The following is a 17038-nucleotide window of genomic DNA, read 5'->3' on the forward strand; positions in this document are numbered from 1 at the left end:
TTGACACCTGTTCTGCTTGCCCGCAAAGTGAAACCGGTTTCACAATAGGGGATGCGCGGGGAGTTTGCGGCTCGATCTCACTATTCTGGCGCCCTATCTGGGCTTTCTCGGCCAAGGCGCGCTGCTGACAGCGGTCATTTGTCTGCTTTCGCTGGCGGGAGCGGTCGTGCTCGGCATGCTGGTCGCTATCGCGCGCACCTCGGCGACCGGCTGGATCAGGCGGCTCGCTTTCGCCTATGTCGACCTGTTCCGCAACATTCCCTTCATCGTACAGCTGTTCTTCTTCTATTACGGCCTGCCCGAGATCGGGATCTATATCGACGCCATCACCACCGGCGTCATCGCGCTGTCGATCGCCGGCGGCGCCTATGCCTCCGACGCGATCCGCTCCGGCATCCTCGCCATCGACAATGGCATTCTGGAAGCCGCCGAGGTGAGCGGCCTGTCGAAACGCGTGACCTTCACACGCATCGTCCTGCCCATCGCCCTGCGCACTTCGGTGCGGCCCTTGGGCTCGGTGCTGATCAACATGATCCTCACCTCCTCCATCCTCTCGACCATCACGGTCAACGAGCTCACCGGCCAAGCCAAGATCGTCGCCTCGGATACCTTCCGGCCTTTCGAGGTCTATGCCGTGCTGCTCATCGTCTATGCCGCTTTGACTTACCTGGTCTCGCTCGGCATCGCCGGCCTGCACAGGCGCCTCAACCGCGATCTCGCGAGCGAGGCCGTGTGATGCGCTACAGCGATTTCACACTCTACGACCTGCTGCTCCTGGCGCAGGGCCTCGGCGTCACCATCGGCCTGTTTCTCGTCACCTCGCTCATCGGGCTGGCGATCGGCGTGCTCTGGGGCATCGTCCGCTTCTATCGCATTCCGCTCCTCACGCCGCTGATTACGTTCATCGCCGAGCTTCTCAAAAATTCGCCGGTGCTGGTTCAGCTGTTTCTCGTCTTCTTCGGCTTCCCCGCATTCTTCCATCTCAATGTCACGCCGGTCGAGGCGGCCATCGTTACGCTCTCGGCCAATACGGCGGCCTTCCTCTATGTAATCGCCGTCTCCGCTATCGAGTCGGTGGGGCGCGACCAGATCGATGCGGCGCGCGCCTTTGGCCTCACCCGCTGGCAGATCCTGCGCCATGTGATCGCCCCGCAGGCGGCCGCCTTCTCGATCGGCCCGCTCGCAGCACTTCTCGTCAACCAGCTGCAGGTGACGTCGCTCATTTCCGTTATCGGCGTCATGGATCTCGCCAAGATCGGCGCCACTCTCAATCTGCGCACGCTCAAGCCCTTCATCGTATGGGCGGTGGTCGGTCTTCTCTACTATCTGACGGCCAAGCTCATCGCCACCTTTGGCGCCCGCTACGAGATGCGTCTGCGCGCCCACAGTGAATTCCGGGGGCTCTGAATGCTGAGCGTCGAAAACGTCAAGAAAGCCTTTGGCGCCGCGACCGTGCTGGACGGCGTCAATCTCACCGTGTCGCCTGGCGAAGTGGTCTCGATCCTCGGCTCCTCGGGCTCGGGCAAATCGACCTTGATCCGCTGCATCAACGGGCTCGAGAGGCTCTCCGCGGGCCGCATAACCATCGATGATTTCGACGTCGCAAGACCCAAGGAGCTCGCCGAGGCGCGCAAGCGCTCGGCCACCGTCTTCCAGCTCTTCAATCTCTATCCGCATATGACGGCGCTGCAGAATATCGCTCTGGCCCCGGTCGAGGTGCTGAAGCGCCCACGCGCCGAGATCGAGAGAGAGGCGCGTGCCCTTCTCGCTTCGGTGGGCCTCGAAGACAGGGCGGACGCCTACCCGGCACATCTCTCAGGTGGCCAGCGTCAGCGTGTCGGTATCTGCCGGGCGCTGGCGATGAAGCCCCGCTATCTGCTGCTCGACGAGGTGACGAGCGCGCTCGATCCCGAGATGACCGCCGAGGTTCTGGCCATTCTCGCCAAGCTCGCCCGCGAAGGCACGACGATGCTCTTCGTGACCCATGAGGTCGAATTCGCCCGCCAGATCTCGAACCGCATCGTGTTCCTCGACAAGGGTGTGCTGCTGGTCGACCTGCCGACCCGGGAGTTCTTCGATTCCTCGGGCGGCCTCGCCCAGCCGCGCATCGCCCAGTTCCTCTCCAAGATGAAGAAAGACTGATTGCCCATGCTGTTGATTGCCAATGCCGAAGCCTGGCCTGGATTTGCGACCACCGTCGATATGCTCAAGACGGGGTCCGACAGTCTGATCGCACTTGTCAATGGCATCAGCATGGTCGAGGCCGATCCGCGCGTGCGTAGCGTGGGCTATGGCGGCTGGCCGAATATGCTTGGCGTCATGGAATGTGATGCCGGCGTCATGGACGGCACCACGCGCGAGGTCGGCGCCGTCGGCGCCGTGCCCAACACCATCCAGACGGTCCGGCTCGCCTTTGAGGTGATGAAGCGTCTGCCCCATGTGATGCTGACCGGTGACGGAGCGCGCCGCTTCGCCAGCGAGATCGGATTCTCGCTCGACGACGTATTGTTCGCCGACAGCGAGCGCGTCTGGTGGGAGAGGCTGGAGAAGGAACTGTCGCCCGAGGCGCTCGCCAAATTCCCCGACATTCCCCTGGCGCCCTTGAGCCGCACCATCACCGATCCCGAAAGGGTGCGCGACACCACCGTCTTCGTCAGCGCCGATCCGGAGCGCGGCATCCATGTCGCCACCTCGACATCGGGCTGGGCGTGGAAATATCCCGGTCGGTTGGGCGACAGCCCCATTCCCGGTGCCGGCTTCTATGCCGACAGCCGCTATGGCGCCGCCGCCTGCACCCACACAGGCGAGATGACCATGCGCTGCGCCACCGCGCGCAGCATCGTGCTCGCCATGAAGCTTGGCCGCTCCTTGAGCGATGCGGTGAAACTCGCGGTCGAGGAACTGAGTGAATTGTCGGGCGGCTTTCTGGGCGGCGTGGTCATTCATGCCGTCGACGCCCACGGAAATCATGAGGTCGCGAATTTCCAGTGCGCGGACGAGATCCGCTATTGGATCTGGCAGGACAACATGGCCCAGCCGGAACTGCGTGCAGCTACGATATTCTAGAGGAGGACTGATGATGAAACGCCTAATGACTGCCTTCGCCGCGCTGGCGCTCGTCGCCGGCCTGACGGGTTCCGCCTTGGCCGGCGCCATCGACGATATCCGTTCGCGCGGCACCGTGCGCATCGGTGTGTCGCTCGGCGGCGAGCCGATCGGCTTCCGCGACGCCCAGAACAATCCCGTAGGTTATGACGTCGATGTCGCCACGCGCCTGGCCGAGAAGCTCGGCGTGCCGGTCGAGTTCACCGACGTCTCGGGCGACGCCCGTATCTCGATGCTGGTGTCGGGTCAGCTCGACATTGTCGTCGCCAATACCTCGGCGACGCTGGAGCGCGCCAAGACCGTCAACTTCTCCATTCCCTATAACCGGGCCGGCCTGCGCGTCATCGTGCAGAAGGATTCAGGGATCACCAAGCTCGAGGACCTCGCCGGCAAGAAGGTCGTGGTCGGCCGCGGTACCACGGGCGAGACCTTCATCAAGAAGGCCGTTCCCACCGCCGAGCTCGTCTATGTCGATCAGTTCGCGCCCGATGGCGTCCTGCAGCTGACGCAGAAGCGCGTCGATGCGGCGATCGAGGATTCGTCCCTGCTCGATTACCTCGCCACCAAGAACCCGTCTTTGGTGACGCTGTCCGGCCTCTATTCCAACGACCCGATCGGCATCGCCGTCGCCAAGGGCGATCCGGAATTCGTGCGCTGGATCGACATGTTCGTCTCTGACTACATTCAGTCGGGGGCGTATGAGGCCAACTACAAAAAATGGTGGGGCGAGACCGCCAACCCGCCGGCATTGACGCCGCTCTGGTAATCAAGAATCACGCCGTTGAACGAGGAATGAATCGCGTCGGTATGGCGACTGGCTTCTGGCCTAATATATAGGCTTCCGGTGTGGTGAGAAACCGCACCACCTGCCTCACATAGGCCAGCTTGTCATAGCCGATCGACGCGATCGGATAGGCATCGAAATCGAGCAGCGACAGATTGTCGAAACCATAGAGCCGGAAGCGTTGCGGCCGGTTCTCGGGAAAATCGGCGCGGCAGGCATCGAGGATACCCATCGCCATGGCGTCCGAAGTACAGAAGACGGCATCGGGGCAATCCTCACCGGCAAAACTCTTCGCCGCATCATGCCCGCTGGAATAGGAGTAGTCGCCCTGCACGCTTCTGATGAGCCTGATGCCATGTCGCTCGAATGCTTCGCGATAGAAGGCTGCGCGCGCCTGCTCGACCAGCGAGGAGGCGCGTCCGGTGACGAGTCCCGCCGTCTTCACCCCTTTGCGTGCCGCGTCGGCCACCGCCTCGCCGATGCCCATCGCCTCGTCGGGAATGACCGCCGGCGACTGCCGATCGTGCCGGCCGTTGAGCATGACGACCAGATCGGATCGGAACATCTCGCGCACCGTCGCGGCGTCGGCGAAATCCGAGAACACCAGGGCGGCGTCGACATGATAGGCAATGCCCTGGCGCAGGAACTCCTCCACCCGGTCGATGGAGCCGACGCGGATGAGGATGACCTGCTTGCCGATGGCCTGGGTCTCGGCCAGGAGAAGATCGAAGAGATCGAGGTCGGAAAGATCATGGATGTGGTTGACGACGACGGCGATGAGATTGACCGTCTTGGTGGTGAGGCTCTGCGCCAGGAGATTGACGCGGAAGCCGAGCTGTTGGGCGGCCTTCAGCACGCGCTCGCGCTTGTCGGGCGAAACCGGGCGTTTTTCGGCCGAAAGGGCGCGCGAAGCCACCGCTCGGGAAACTCCCGCCAGATCCGCCACATCCTGTATCGTCGGGGTCGCCCGCTGCCTTGCGCTCATTCTTGTTGTTTTAGTCCCGTATCATGCTCGAATCGATAGGTTAGTGTGCTGAACGCGAAGTTCCTGACACCAGGCGGCTTGCACCGACAGGAACTTCGCGTTCAAAAGCACACTAGAATCTCTGAATTTCTAGTGTCCTTCCGAATCCGAAGTTCGCTCGGAAGGTCCCGCTGACTGTGGCGAACTTCGGATTCGGGACACTAGGATGATCATCTGTTTCGACATAGGCGGTTCCGCGATCAAGGGCGCCCTCGCCCGCGGCCCCGCGGCATTGACCGCGCTCGACCGCCGGCCGACGCCACCACGGGACTACGACGCATTCGTTTCGACCATCGCCGGCATGGTTGCGCAGGCGCCTGCCCCAGCGGACGCGCCTGTTGCGATTGCGATCACCGGTGTCATCGATCCCGACACGGGCATCATCAAATGCGCCAACATCCCCTGCGTCGACGGGCGCCATATCTCGGCCGACCTCGCTCGCAGACTGGGCCGCCCGGTGCGCATCGCCAATGATGCCGACTGTTTCGCGCTTGCCGAGGCGCTCGAAGGTGCGGGGCGCGGCCACCGCATCGTCTTCGGCGCCATTCTCGGCAGCGGCGTCGGCGGCGGCCTCGTCATCGACGGCCGCATTGTTACCGGACCAGGCGGCTTTGCGGGCGAATGGGGTCACGGTCCAGTCGCCGCGACCCGGGCCGGCACGCCGCCCGTCGCCATTCCGCATTTCACCTGCGGCTGCGGCCGCAAGGGCTGCGTCAACACCATTGGCGGCGCCCGCGGCATGGAGCTTCTGCACCGCCATCTCCATAGCATCGATCTGCCCAGCACCGTCGTCATGGCGGCGTGGCTCGCCGGCGATCCCTTGGCCGAGCACACGATCGACTGCCAGATCGATCTCCTGGCGAGTCCGCTGGCGCTTGCGATCAATATTGTCGGCGCCGGCAAGGTGCCGGTGGGCGGTGGTCTCGCGCGCGAACCGCGCTTCATCGCCAGGCTTGATGCCGAAGTCCGCCGCCGTATCCTGCGCCGGCTCGATTCCCCGCTCGTCGTGCCCGGCGAGCTTTCGCTCGATCCGGGCCTTGTCGGGGCGGCTCTCCTCGGATTCTCGGAACAGATGAAATGACCCGTCCTTTGCTCGAAGTCTGCGTCGCCGACGCCGAAAGCCTTGCCGCCGCCGTCGCGGGCGGTGCCGATCGCATCGAGCTCTGTTCGGCACTGGAACTGGGCGGCCTCACCCCCGCCCCCGGCCTCATGCGGCTTGCGGCCAAGGCGCCCATCCCCGTCTATGCCATGGTCCGCCCGCGCAGTGGCGACTTCGTCTTCACGGCCGATGAGATGGAGATCATGCTCGCCGATATCGATGCCATTCGCGGCTTCGGGCTGAAGGGCGTGGTCGTCGGCGCCTCGCGGCCTGACGGCACGCTCGATGCGGACCTCCTGCGCCGCCTGCGCGACAGGGCCCAGGGTCTCGGCGCCACATTGCACCGTGCTTTCGATATTGTACCCGACTTCGCCGCCGCGCTCGAAACCGCGATCGAACTCGGTTTCGAGCGGATTCTCACCTCCGGCGGCGCGGCAACCGCAACCGATGGCATCGCGCAATTGCGCTCCCTCAACAGCGCCGCGCGGGGCCGCATTTCCATCATGCCGGGCTCGGGCCTCACGCCGCAGAATGTCCAGCACCTCCTGCAGGCCGTGCCGGCGACGGAGGTTCATAGTTCCTGTTCGGCGGCCCGGACCACGGCGAATGAGCGGGCGGTAGGACTTCACCTGGCGCAGGCGAGCCATCGCCGCACCGACAAGGAAATGGTCGCAGAGTTCAAGCGGGCCCTCGGAGACTGAGCTGTGGACATTCATTTTCTACTCGGTAGCGGGGGACAACGCATTTTCAGGTCTTGACGCTGCGCCGGCTTGGGCTAACTTAGTGGTATGACAGGTATACCAGTCGAGAACCGGCCCATCCGGCCGCAAAAGCTCTTTGAGCAGGTCTCGGCGCGCCTCGAGGCCCGCATCCTCGACAAGACCTATGACATCGGCGATCTCCTGCCCTCCGAACGCGACCTGATGCGTGAATTCGGCGTCGGGCGCCCAGCCATCCGCGAGGCGCTCATCCATTTGCGCAATATGGGACTGGTCGAATTGCGCTCAGGTGAGCGCGCTCTGGTCATCCGGCCGACACCGGAAGTGGTGGTCGATGCGCTTTCCGGCGTCGCCCGGCACATGCTGGCCGCGACCGACGGGGTGCGCAATTTTCAGAATGCGCGTCTCTTTTTCGAGGTCGGCCTGGCGCGTCATGCCGCCAGCCACGCGACCGCGGAAGACATAGAGCAGCTGCATGCGGCGCTCGAGATCAATCACGCCGCCCTCGAGGATCTCGCCCGCTTCGAGAAGACGGATGTCGCCTTTCACTACGTTCTGGCGGTCATCCCGCGCAACCCGATCTTTCCCGCCATCCATGCGGCCATCGCCGAATGGCTGGTACAGCAGCGCCATATCACGCTGAACTGGCGCGGTCGCAAGGGCACCGCCGAGCAGGCCTATCAGGCGCACAAGGCCATCTATGAAGCGATCGCCGCGCGCGATCCCGAGCGCGCCGAGAAGGCCATGCGCGGCCATCTCGCTCATGTCGCCAGTGTGTTCTGGGAAGCGATGGAGTACGATCGGTGAGCGGCTATGTCATCCTGGTCGACTTCCTGCTGAAGCCGGGATGCAAATCGGAATTCCGCCGCGCCATCGATGCCAATGCCCGCTCCACTTGCCAGACCGAGCCGGGTTGCCGCCATTTCGATGTCGTGGAGCCCAGAGACGAGCCCGATCGCGTCATTCTCTATGAGATCTATGACGACCGCGCCGCCTTCGAGGAACATTTGAAGACGCCGCATCTTGCCGCCTTCGAAGCGGCGAGCAGTCACCTTGTGACGAAAAAGAACGTGATCGCAGCCGATCTCGTCTGTGAGGGATCGAAGATTTAGGGCGCCAGCAAGACGCCCGGTGAAGGATGGGAGGACGTCGATGAGTGCTTCTGGCCTCAAAGCCATGTCGAAGACGAAATCGCCGAAATTCGGGCATTTCATCGTGGAATTCGCGACCCCCGGCATCGGCCATATCATGAAGTCGGCGGGCTGCGACTTCACTCTGTTCGACCTCGAGCATTCCGGCTTCGGCTTCGAGACGGTGAAGAGCGCATTGCGCTATTTCGAAGCCGCCGATCTGCCGGCCATCGTCCGCGTGCCCTCGCGCGAGTACCACCATATAGCCCGCGCCATGGATATGGGCGCCGAAGGTCTCATGCTGCCGATGGTCGGCAATGTCGACGAGGTGCGCCACATCGTGAACTCCATGAAATACCATCCACAGGGCAAGCGCGGCGTGGCGCTCCAGGTGGCGCATGACCGCTACCGGCCGGGCACGGTCGCCGACAAATTCACCACCGCCAATCAACGCACCACCCTCTTCTGCCAGATCGAGACGGTGGAGGGAGTCGAGAATGCCGACGCCATGGCGGCGATCGAGGGAGTCGATTGCCTGTGGGTCGGCCATTTCGATTTGTCGGTATCGCTCGGCATACCTGGCCAGTTCGAGCACAAGGACTTCAAGCGCGCCATCGAACGCACCATCGCCGCCACCAAGAAGCACAAGAAGGCGCTGGGCCGGCTGGTGCCGACTGTCGAAGCCGGTATCGAAATCAACAAGCAGGGCTTCGACTTCGTCTGCTACTCGGGCGATGTCTGGCTGCTGCACGCCGCGATCGAGGACGGCATCAAGAAGCTGCGCGCCGGCTGCAAGAAGAAATAGGCGGAACATACATGCGCGATCAACACGCACCCCATCTTCCGTCATCCCGGCGAAAGCCAGGACCCACTAAAGCCTCTCCACGCGAGCAGCGCTGCCCGCATTGCGTGAATTTAATGGGTCCTGGCTTTCGCCGAGATGACCATCTGTGGGAGGGTAGAAGATCTCGCGGATTAGGAGGCGTAGATGCCTGAACCATTTCGCGTCGCCCTTTCCGGCGATTTCAAGAAGGCCGATGGATCGCCGACCTATCCCGATTTCGACCTGGCGCCGCTGAAGAACGCCCCCGGTGTCGAGATGGCCTTTCTCGATTCCACCAATCCGCTTCGCGCCGATCAGCTCGAGGATTTCGACGCCCTGATCCTGCTGGCGCATCGCTTCGCGGCGGACAGCGTGCCGAAATCGGGCCGGCTCGCCGCGGTGGCGCGTTTTGGCGTCGGCTATGACACTGTCGATGTGCCCGCCTGCAGCAAGGCCGGCATCGCACTGGTGATCACGCCAGACGGCGTGCGCCGCCCGGTCGCCGTATCGATCATCACCCTCATTCTCGCTTTGACCGGCAAGCTCCTGATCAAGGACGGCCTTACGCGCGAGGCGGCGGCGGGCTTCGCCAGGCGCTCCGACCATATGGGCATGGGCTTGGTCGGTCGCACGCTGGGCTCGATCGGCATCGGCAATATCGGCGCCGAGATGTTCCGCATGGCGAAGCCCTTCGACATGAAGTTCATCGCCCATGATCCCTTCGCCGACAGAAAGGTCGCGGCTGAGCTCGGCATCGAGCTCGTCCCGCTCGAGGAGGTTTTCCGCAGTTCCGACATCGTGTCGGTCAGTTGCCCCTTGAGTCCCGAGACCCATCATCTCGTCAATGCCGATCGCCTCGCCTTGATGAAGCCCACGGCCTTTTTTATCAATACCGCGCGCGGCCCCATCGTCGACCAGAAGGCGCTGACGAAAGTGCTTCAGGAACGCCGTATCGCCGGCGCCGGGCTCGACGTGCTCGAGCAGGAGCCGCCCGATTCCGACGATCCGATCCTCAAGCTCGACAATGTCATCCTGGCGCCGCATGCCTTGTGCTGGACCGATCAGTGCTTCGCCGGCAACGGCGCCGCCGATGTGAAGGCCGTGCTCGACGTCCAGCACGGCCGCGAGCCGCGCGGCATCGTCAACCGGGATGTGCTCAACCATCCCGACTGGCAAAGGCGCATCGCCGACTTCGCCCGCAGATTTGGAGGGTAGCGCGTGCAGGTCGAACTGACTGAAGTGATCGTGATCTAAGACAAGAAGAGGCGTTTCCGAGAACTAAGTCCGGCCGACAGAAGCCGGTGAACTGTCAAGTGCAGGCTGACAAGTAACTGGGAGGATCGACGACAATGAATAATCGTGAAAAGCGTGATTTCGAAGCGGGCCTCAATGCCGAGCTCGATGCTTGGCTCAGAGGCGAGAACACCCGCCGCAGCTTCATCAAGAAATTCGGCTTGATGACCGGCCTGCTGGCCACCTCGGGCGGCATTTTGAGCCCCTGGACGGAGAACGCCCTGGCGCAGGCGGCCGTCGATCTTGCCGATCCCTCGACGCCGCTCGGCAAGGCGCAAGCCGCCGCGATGAAGGCCTCGACAGAAGGCCCGGCCGACGGCTCCGCCTATCGCGCCGTCCAGGCGGCAAAGCAATATAGCGGCGTCACCATCAACATGACCTATGAGACGGGCCTTCAGGCGCTTGATCCGCGCAACTTCTCCGGGCCCGTCTGGGAACAGCTCACCGGCATTAAGTCGAACGTCGTCGAGCTGACTAATCCGGACCAGTATTCGAAGGCCGTCGCCGAGCATATTGCCGGCTCCGGCGCTTATGACGTCCTCGATATCTCACCCGCCTGGACGCCGTCGATGGCGGATGGCGGCGTGATCGCGCCGCTCGATGACTATATCGCGAAATATATGAATCAGGCCGATCTCGACGACGTGCATCCGCTCTACAAGGCGCTGCCTACCTACAAGGGCAAGATCTGGGGCTTCTTCGATGATGGCGACATGTTCGCTCTCTATTATCGCAAGGACATTTTCGAGGATGCCAAGCTGAAGGAGGCCTATCAGGCCAAGTTCTCGAAAGCGCTCGAACCTCCCAAGACCTGGGAAGAATATGCGCAGATCGCCCAGTTCATCACCGACAATCTGGCGCCCAATGTCTACGGCGCCGGGCACTTCCGCAAGGCAGGGAGCCCTGGCAACCAATTCGATTTCCTGCAGCAATTCAGGGCCAATGGCGGCGTGCTGTTCGGTGACGACATGAAGGCCGGACTTAGCTCCGATGCCGGCATGAAGACGCTGACCAACATGCTGGCGGCGAATGCCGCCTCGATCCCCGGCAATAACGAGCTCGATGCCGTCTCGCTGTGGGCGGCGTTCCTGCAGGGCAAGGTGGCGATGATCTATTCATGGCCACCGACCGGGCGCATGGCGGCAAATTATTCCCAAAGCGCAAAGGCGATCAACTTTGTCCCGCAGTCCACGATTGCCGGCAAAGTGGGTTACGCCGTGGTGCCGGGAAATCCGGAGCATGCGACGGGCTACAACAAGGCGCTTTCGGCCGACTCGCGTAACGCCGACGCTGCCTATCTCTTCATGCAATGGGTGACATCGCCACCCGTGTCGCTCGCCCGCGTGATGCTGCCCTATGCGTTGCGCGATCCCTACCGCCTGTCGCATTTCAAGTCGGAGCTCTATGGCGATCTGTTCCCGAGCGCCAAGGAGTATCTGATCAACCTCAACAACTCCGCCAATGTCGGTCTCCTCGACATCATCATGCCGGGCGCCCAGGATTACTTCCTGAGTCTCGACCGCATGTGCACGTCGGTGTGGGCCGGCACCGATCCCAAGGCGGCGCTCGAAACGGCGGCCGCCGAATGGGACCAGACGACGGAGCGCCTGGGTGTCGATCAGCAGAAAGCCTACTATGAGGACTTCAAGAAGCTCCCGGGCTCCTCCGCCGATCACACGGTCGAGAAGATGGGCTTGGCGGTGAAGCTCTAACATGAACTGAGCGGAGGATGGATTCACCATCCTCCGTTGCGCTTCTTATAATTTCCCCTTCTCCCGCTTGCGGGAGAAGGTGGCGCTAAGCGCCGGATGAGGGTGTTCTGAATGCAAATGAATGACCTCGCAGTTCTCAATGCGCTGTTGCGGCGAGCCCGATGTAACGCGTTCGCCTCCGATCCGAATGCACGAACACCCTCATCCGCCCTTCGGGCACCTTCTCCCGCAAGCGGGAGAAGGGAAACCCCGTCAAGCTTTTGTATGGCGACGAGATGACCGCCGTACCGACCAATCGCTTCGATGCGCTGTCGGAATGGAGCGACCGCCATTTCAAATGGCTGCTGGTCGCGCCGGCCGTTCTCCTCATCCTGGCGCTCTCGGTCTATCCCCTGCTCTTCTCCGTCTGGGTGCTGTTCGTCAATTACGACTTTACCGTGCCGGGCCACGCCTTCGTGGGCTTTCGCAATTTCACCCGCGTGCTCGCCGACCCGGTCGCACGCTGGTCGCTCTGGGTGACGGTGCTGCTGTCCACCATCAATGTCACCTTAGAATTCCTGCTCGGCCTCGCTTTGGCGCTGGCCATGGTCAGGAACTTCCGCGGCCGCGGCCTGATCATGTCGATCCTGATCATTCCGCTGTTCATCAGCCCGGTCATCGTCGGCCAGGCGTGGGCGCTTCTGCTGCAGCGCCCCTTTGGCCCCACCAACTACGTCTTGAGCCAGATACTGGGTTATGAGGTGACGATTGGCTGGCTCACCCAGGCACCATGGAATTTCATCGCCCTTGTCCTTGCCGACGTCTGGCAATGGACGCCGTTCATGTTCGTGATCCTGCTTGCCGGCCTGACCGCCATTCCGCCCAATCTCTATGAGGCGGCCGAGCTCGATGGCGTCGATGGCTGGCGGGCCTTCTGGTGGATTACCCTGCCGCAGCTCGCGCCCATGATCCTGCTCGCCATCACCTTCCGCATTCTCGATGCGGTGCGCCTGTTCGACACGATCTTCGTGATGACGGGGGGCGGTCCCGGCACCAATACCTATTCGAGCTCCTTCTATCTCTACACGCTGGGCTTCACCCAGTTCCATTTGTCGGAGGCGACCGCTGGCGCCTGGATCTTCCTGCTTCTCACGGCCATCCTGATCACCTTCCTGGTGCGCCGTCTGCTCAGGGCGGAACCGACATGACCCGCGCCATGTTCACCCGCGCCAATATCGTGCGCACGCTTTTTCTCGGCCTGTTCCTGCTCTTCACCTTCGTGCCGCTCTATTGGATGTTCATCACCTCGATCAAGCCGAGCGATGACTACCTCGCGGTGCCGCCGGTCTGGTTCCCGACCAAGCCGACGCTGCTGCATTACACGGCCGCCCTCTTCGCCTATCGCGGCCTCGACGGCCTCATCAACAGCGTCGTCATCGCGTTCGCCGCGACCTTGCTCTCGACCGTGTTCGGCACTCTGATGGCCTACAGTCTCGCCCGCTTCAATACCGGCGGCCAGCATCTCTCCTTCTGGGTCCTCTCCCAGCGCTTCCTGCCTCCCATCGCCACGGTGCTGCCGATATTCCTGATCTACCGCTTCGTGGGGCTGCACGACACGCATTTCGGCCTGATCATCGCCTACACCGTTTTCACCTTGCCGGTGACGGTGTGGATGATGTTCGCCTATTTCCGCCAGATGCCGAGGTCGCTCGAGGAGGCAGCATTGGTGGATGGCTGCACGCGCTGGCAGGCGTTGCGGCGCGTTGCCATTCCCTTGGCCGCTCCCGGCATCGTCGCCGCCGCGGTCTTCGCCTTTATCGCCTGCTGGACGGAATTCTTCTTCGCCCTGATCCTGACCAGCCGCACCGCTTTCACGCTGCCGACGGTCTTCCGGGCCTTTCTCGGCTTCCAGGGCGCCCAGTATGGCGAGGCGAGCGCGCTCGCCATGGTGTCGCTGGTGCCCTCCATCATCCTCGGCATTCTCGTTCAGCGCCATCTGGTGCGCGGCCTGACGCTGGGCGCCGTGCGCGGCTAGAAGGAAAAGATATGGCTCACGTCACTATCAAGGGACTGCACAAGCGCTTCGGAGCCGTGCATGTCGTGAAGGGCATCGACCTCGCCGTCGCCGATGGCGAATTCGCTGTCCTGGTCGGTCCCTCGGGCTGTGGCAAGTCGACCCTTCTGCGCACCATTGCCGGGCTCGAACAGGCAAGCGAAGGCACGATCGAGATCGGCGGCAAGGTTGTGAACGACACGCGTCCGCGCGACCGCGATGTGGCCATGGTCTTCCAGGACTACGCCCTCTATCCGCATATGACGGTGGCGCAGAATATCGGCTTCGGCCTCAAGGCCCGCAATTTCCCCAAACCCGAGATCGAAACCAGGGTCAAACGCGCCGCCAGGATGCTGAACATCGATCAATTTCTCGAACGCCTGCCGCGCCAGCTGTCGGGCGGTCAGCGCCAGCGTGTCGCCATCGGCCGCGCCATCGTGCGCAACCCGCAGATCTTCCTGTTCGACGAGCCGCTCTCCAATCTCGACGCGCAACTGCGCGATGAGATGCGCAGCGAGATCAAGCGCCTGCATCAGGAGCTCGGCGCCACCATGATCTATGTGACGCATGACCAGATCGAGGCGATGACCCTCGCCGACCGGATCGTGCTCATGAATGCTGGCCAGATCGAGCAGTCGGGAACGCCGCTCGAGCTCTACGAAAGGCCGAGGACGCGTTTCGTCGCGGGTTTTCTGGGCTCGCCCAAGATCAATTTCATCAATGCGAGGCTCGATAAGTCAGGGCTGGTCTTCGCCGACGGCCAGATTCTGCGCCTGCCGGCTGAGGAAAACTGGCGTTACGCTTCCCACATCGGCAAAGCGGTCGTCTTCGCCATAAGGCCGCAGCACATAGATCGCGCGCCCAATGCCAAGGCGACGCATCTCAAGAGCGCCATCGATATCGTGCAGCCGACCGGTGCCCGCACTTATGCGACTTTCCGGGTCGCCAGGGAACCGGTCATGGCCGAGCTCGATGCCCATGATGCCGGCAAGCCCGGCGATCAGATTGCCGTTGCATTCGACCTGACCCATTTCATGCTGATCGATCCGGAGAGCGGCAACGTATTGGGGGAACCGTCATGAAGGGAACGCTGGCCTCGCGCGCGGTACGCCTGTTCGGCACCGATGAACCGGTAGAACCGCCCCGCATCCTGCGGGCCGGCGCGCTCAGCGCCGAATTCGAGACGGGCAATCTGCGTTACATACGCTATGGCGGCATCGAGATGATCCGCGCGATCTCCTTTATCGTCAGAGACAAGAATTGGGCCACCTACACACCCGTCCTCTCCAATCTGCTCATAGAGGAGGACGACGACAGCTTCGCAATCAGCTACGACGCTGAGACAAAGGACAATGAGCAGTCCTTCCGTTACTCGGCCAGGATCACAGGCGCAGCCGACGGCACTGTCGAATTCTCGGCTGCGGGCGAAGCGGTGACGGATTTCATCACCAACCGCACCGGCTTCGTGGTGCTGCATCCGATCGCCGGTGTCGCCGGCCGGCCGGCGCGGGTCGAGACGGCGGACGGCGGGACGATCGACACGGAGTTCCCCGATCTCATTTCGCCTGCCCAGCCGATCTTGAACATGCGCGCGATTGCCCATGAATTCGCGCCGGGCGCGCGTGTCGTCTGCCGCATGGAGGGCGACGTCTATGAGATGGAGGACCAGCGCAACTGGATGGACGCGTCCTACAAGACCTATGTCCGCCCTCTGGCCAAGCCCTGGCCCTATACGCTGAAGGCGGGCGAGAAACTGGCCCAGAAAGTATCGCTGCGCATCGAGGGAAAGCCGCCGGCGAAGAGCAGCAAGGCAAAGCCGGTCACGATACGGGTGGGCAAGAAGATAGGCGCTGTTCCGGCCTTAGGTGTAGGCCTCGCGCCGGAAGATGCGGCATCGGCCTTACGATCGGCAGCGCTCCTGGGCAAGATCAGGCCCGCCTATGTCATTTGTTACTATGACACGCGGCTTGGCCACAACCAGAATTCTCTCAATGCGATGACGAAGGTCGCCCGGGCGCTGAAAGCCGAAGTTTGGCTCGAGGCCGTCGTCACCCGGGTCGAGGGCTTCGAGGAGGAGATCGCCGGCCTCGCCAAACAGGTGGCGAAGTCCCAATCGCCCTTCAAGGCTGTGCTGCTGTCGCCCGCCTCCGACATGAAAAGCACGCAACCGACCGGCCCCTGGCCGCCCTGCCCGCCTCTGGCCGATATCTACAAGCTGGCGCGGCAGCTCTTTCCGGGCGCGCGTATCGGTGGCGGCATGATGAGCTATTTCACCGAGCTCAACCGCAAGCGTCCGCCCGCCGCGGATGCCGACTTCATCACCTTCACCAACTCGGCCCTTGTCCATGCGAGCGACGACCGCTCGGTGACCGAAGGCCTCGAGGCACTGCCATCAATGGCCAAGAGCGTGCGTGCCTTCGTCGGCGGCATGCCCTTCGCCGTTGGCCCCAGCGCCATCGGCATGCGCTTCAATCCTTATGGCGCCGCCCCGCAGGCCAATCCGCGGGACCGGCGCCAGGCGATGAACCGGAACGATCCCCGCCAGCGCGGCCTGCTCGGCGCAGCGTGGGCCTTCGCCTATTTCGCCCATTTCGCCCGCAATGGGGCGGAAGCGATCGCGCTCGGCGGCCTGACCGGCCCGTTTGGCGTTCTGTACAGCAAAAGCGCCTGGCCGCAGGCGTGGTTCGACGGCAACAAGGGTCTGTATCCGGTTTTTCACATCCTGCGCGGGCTGGCACGGCTCGAAGATGCTGACCTGCTCGACACGAGCATCAGCCGGCCGCGGGATGTCCAGGCACTGGCGACGAGACGCGCCGACGGCAAGGTCGAATTGTGGTTGGCTAATCTCACCGGCGACGCCATTACCGTCGATATCGGGCGCCGATTCGTCACTGGCCGGATGACGATCCTGGATGAAGACCATTTCATCGAGGCTACCGAGAGAGCCGAGTATCTCGACAAGGGGGGCATGAAGGTGAAATCGCCACGGTTTGCACTCGCCCCATACGCGAGCGCCCGTATCCTTTCCGCCTGACCTTTCGTCTCGACGGCTCCCCTTCGCCCGACTTTTCACAAGTATAATTTTATGTAAGGAAACCTGACTATCGAATCGATTTTTAACTTTTATTGAGTAACAATTCGCGCCGCCTCGGCGTAGCCTGTGGGCGGAATGGCTCGTAAGCGTACATGTGCTTCGTGTGTTTGTTTTGCCGTTGATCTGGTAACGGCTCCTTCGAGTAGTCCACTCGACCGAACCAAAGCTCCGTTAAAAACAGACGTCTTCACAAACGCGGCGGCTTGCCCCCAAGCGGCGGCAC

The 17038-nt window shown here is 62.6% G+C and carries 17 protein-coding genes; 16 read left to right on the forward strand and 1 reads right to left on the reverse strand.

What is annotated here, in order from left to right; genetic code table 11:
* Nucleotides 1–64: 64 nt before the first annotated feature.
* From G5V57_RS33385 to G5V57_RS33405, 5 genes are read left to right on the forward strand one after another with little or no spacing between them, the layout of a single operon-like run.
* Nucleotides 65–736: an amino acid ABC transporter permease gene (locus tag G5V57_RS33385; protein ID WP_165173497.1), complete on the forward strand. Its 672-nt coding sequence runs from the start codon at nt 65–67 to the stop codon at nt 734–736.
* On the forward strand, nt 736–1407 hold the full coding sequence (locus tag G5V57_RS33390) for an amino acid ABC transporter permease (protein ID WP_165173499.1): 672 nt from the start codon (nt 736–738) through the stop codon (nt 1405–1407). The genes G5V57_RS33385 and G5V57_RS33390 overlap by 1 nt, the downstream gene beginning before the upstream one ends.
* Nucleotides 1408–2142 (forward strand): amino acid ABC transporter ATP-binding protein, encoded by a 735-nt coding sequence (locus G5V57_RS33395; RefSeq protein WP_165173501.1) that lies wholly within the window; start codon nt 1408–1410, stop codon nt 2140–2142.
* A gap of 6 nt (nt 2143–2148) precedes the next feature.
* Nucleotides 2149–3066 (forward strand): isoaspartyl peptidase/L-asparaginase, encoded by a 918-nt coding sequence (locus G5V57_RS33400; protein ID WP_165173503.1) that lies wholly within the window; start codon nt 2149–2151, stop codon nt 3064–3066.
* A 13-nt stretch (nt 3067–3079) separates the two neighbouring features.
* A complete protein-coding gene (locus G5V57_RS33405) occupies nt 3080–3871 on the forward strand; it encodes a transporter substrate-binding domain-containing protein (protein ID WP_165174381.1) in 792 nt (263 codons plus the stop codon).
* Nucleotides 3872–3878: 7 nt separating this feature from the next.
* Here G5V57_RS33405 and G5V57_RS33410 read toward each other — a convergent pair whose 3' ends face one another.
* A complete protein-coding gene (locus G5V57_RS33410) occupies nt 3879–4874 on the reverse strand; it encodes a LacI family DNA-binding transcriptional regulator (RefSeq protein WP_165173505.1) in 996 nt (331 codons plus the stop codon).
* 205 nt (nt 4875–5079) lie between these two features.
* Between G5V57_RS33410 and G5V57_RS33415 the strand changes: the two genes are divergently transcribed.
* The 11 genes from G5V57_RS33415 to G5V57_RS33465 all read left to right on the forward strand — a co-directional run bounded on the left by G5V57_RS33415 (nt 5080) and on the right by G5V57_RS33465 (nt 16755).
* Nucleotides 5080–5994: an ROK family protein gene (locus tag G5V57_RS33415; protein WP_165173507.1), complete on the forward strand. Its 915-nt coding sequence runs from the start codon at nt 5080–5082 to the stop codon at nt 5992–5994.
* Nucleotides 5991–6713 (forward strand): copper homeostasis protein CutC, encoded by a 723-nt coding sequence (locus tag G5V57_RS33420; protein ID WP_165173509.1) that lies wholly within the window; start codon nt 5991–5993, stop codon nt 6711–6713. The genes G5V57_RS33415 and G5V57_RS33420 overlap by 4 nt, the downstream gene beginning before the upstream one ends.
* An 87-nt stretch (nt 6714–6800) precedes the next feature.
* Entirely contained in the window at nt 6801–7538 is a 738-nt protein-coding gene (gene nanR / locus G5V57_RS33425) for a transcriptional regulator NanR (RefSeq protein ID WP_165173511.1), read from the forward strand.
* Nucleotides 7535–7843, forward strand: coding sequence for a putative quinol monooxygenase (locus tag G5V57_RS33430; protein WP_165173513.1), 309 nt, complete (start codon nt 7535–7537; stop codon nt 7841–7843). The genes nanR and G5V57_RS33430 overlap by 4 nt, the downstream gene beginning before the upstream one ends.
* A gap of 40 nt (nt 7844–7883) precedes the next feature.
* Nucleotides 7884–8666 (forward strand): HpcH/HpaI aldolase/citrate lyase family protein, encoded by a 783-nt coding sequence (locus tag G5V57_RS33435; protein ID WP_165173515.1) that lies wholly within the window; start codon nt 7884–7886, stop codon nt 8664–8666.
* Nucleotides 8667–8849: 183 nt separating this feature from the next.
* Nucleotides 8850–9899 carry an NAD(P)-dependent oxidoreductase gene (locus tag G5V57_RS33440; protein ID WP_165173517.1) on the forward strand — a complete coding sequence of 350 codons (1050 nt, stop codon included), beginning with the start codon at nt 8850–8852 and terminating at the stop codon, nt 9897–9899.
* Between the two features lie 134 nt (nt 9900–10033).
* On the forward strand, nt 10034–11689 hold the full coding sequence (locus tag G5V57_RS33445) for an extracellular solute-binding protein (protein WP_165173527.1): 1656 nt from the start codon (nt 10034–10036) through the stop codon (nt 11687–11689).
* Nucleotides 11690–11964: 275 nt separating this feature from the next.
* The gene (locus G5V57_RS33450) at nt 11965–12876 is read left to right on the forward strand and encodes a carbohydrate ABC transporter permease (protein WP_165173529.1); all 912 of its coding nucleotides are present in this window, start codon (nt 11965–11967) and stop codon (nt 12874–12876) included.
* A complete protein-coding gene (locus tag G5V57_RS33455) occupies nt 12873–13703 on the forward strand; it encodes a carbohydrate ABC transporter permease (RefSeq protein ID WP_165173531.1) in 831 nt (276 codons plus the stop codon). Before G5V57_RS33450 ends, G5V57_RS33455 begins: the two co-directional genes overlap by 4 nt.
* Nucleotides 13704–13714: 11 nt before the next feature.
* Nucleotides 13715–14803, forward strand: a complete 1089-nt coding sequence (locus tag G5V57_RS33460) for an ABC transporter ATP-binding protein (protein ID WP_165173533.1) — start codon at nt 13715–13717, stop codon at nt 14801–14803.
* The gene (locus tag G5V57_RS33465) at nt 14800–16755 is read left to right on the forward strand and encodes a hypothetical protein (protein ID WP_165173535.1); all 1956 of its coding nucleotides are present in this window, start codon (nt 14800–14802) and stop codon (nt 16753–16755) included. Before G5V57_RS33460 ends, G5V57_RS33465 begins: the two co-directional genes overlap by 4 nt.
* Nucleotides 16756–17038: the final 283 nt, after the last annotated feature.

Source organism: Nordella sp. HKS 07 (genome assembly GCF_011046735.1).
Lineage (GTDB): Bacteria > Pseudomonadota > Alphaproteobacteria > Rhizobiales > Aestuariivirgaceae > Taklimakanibacter.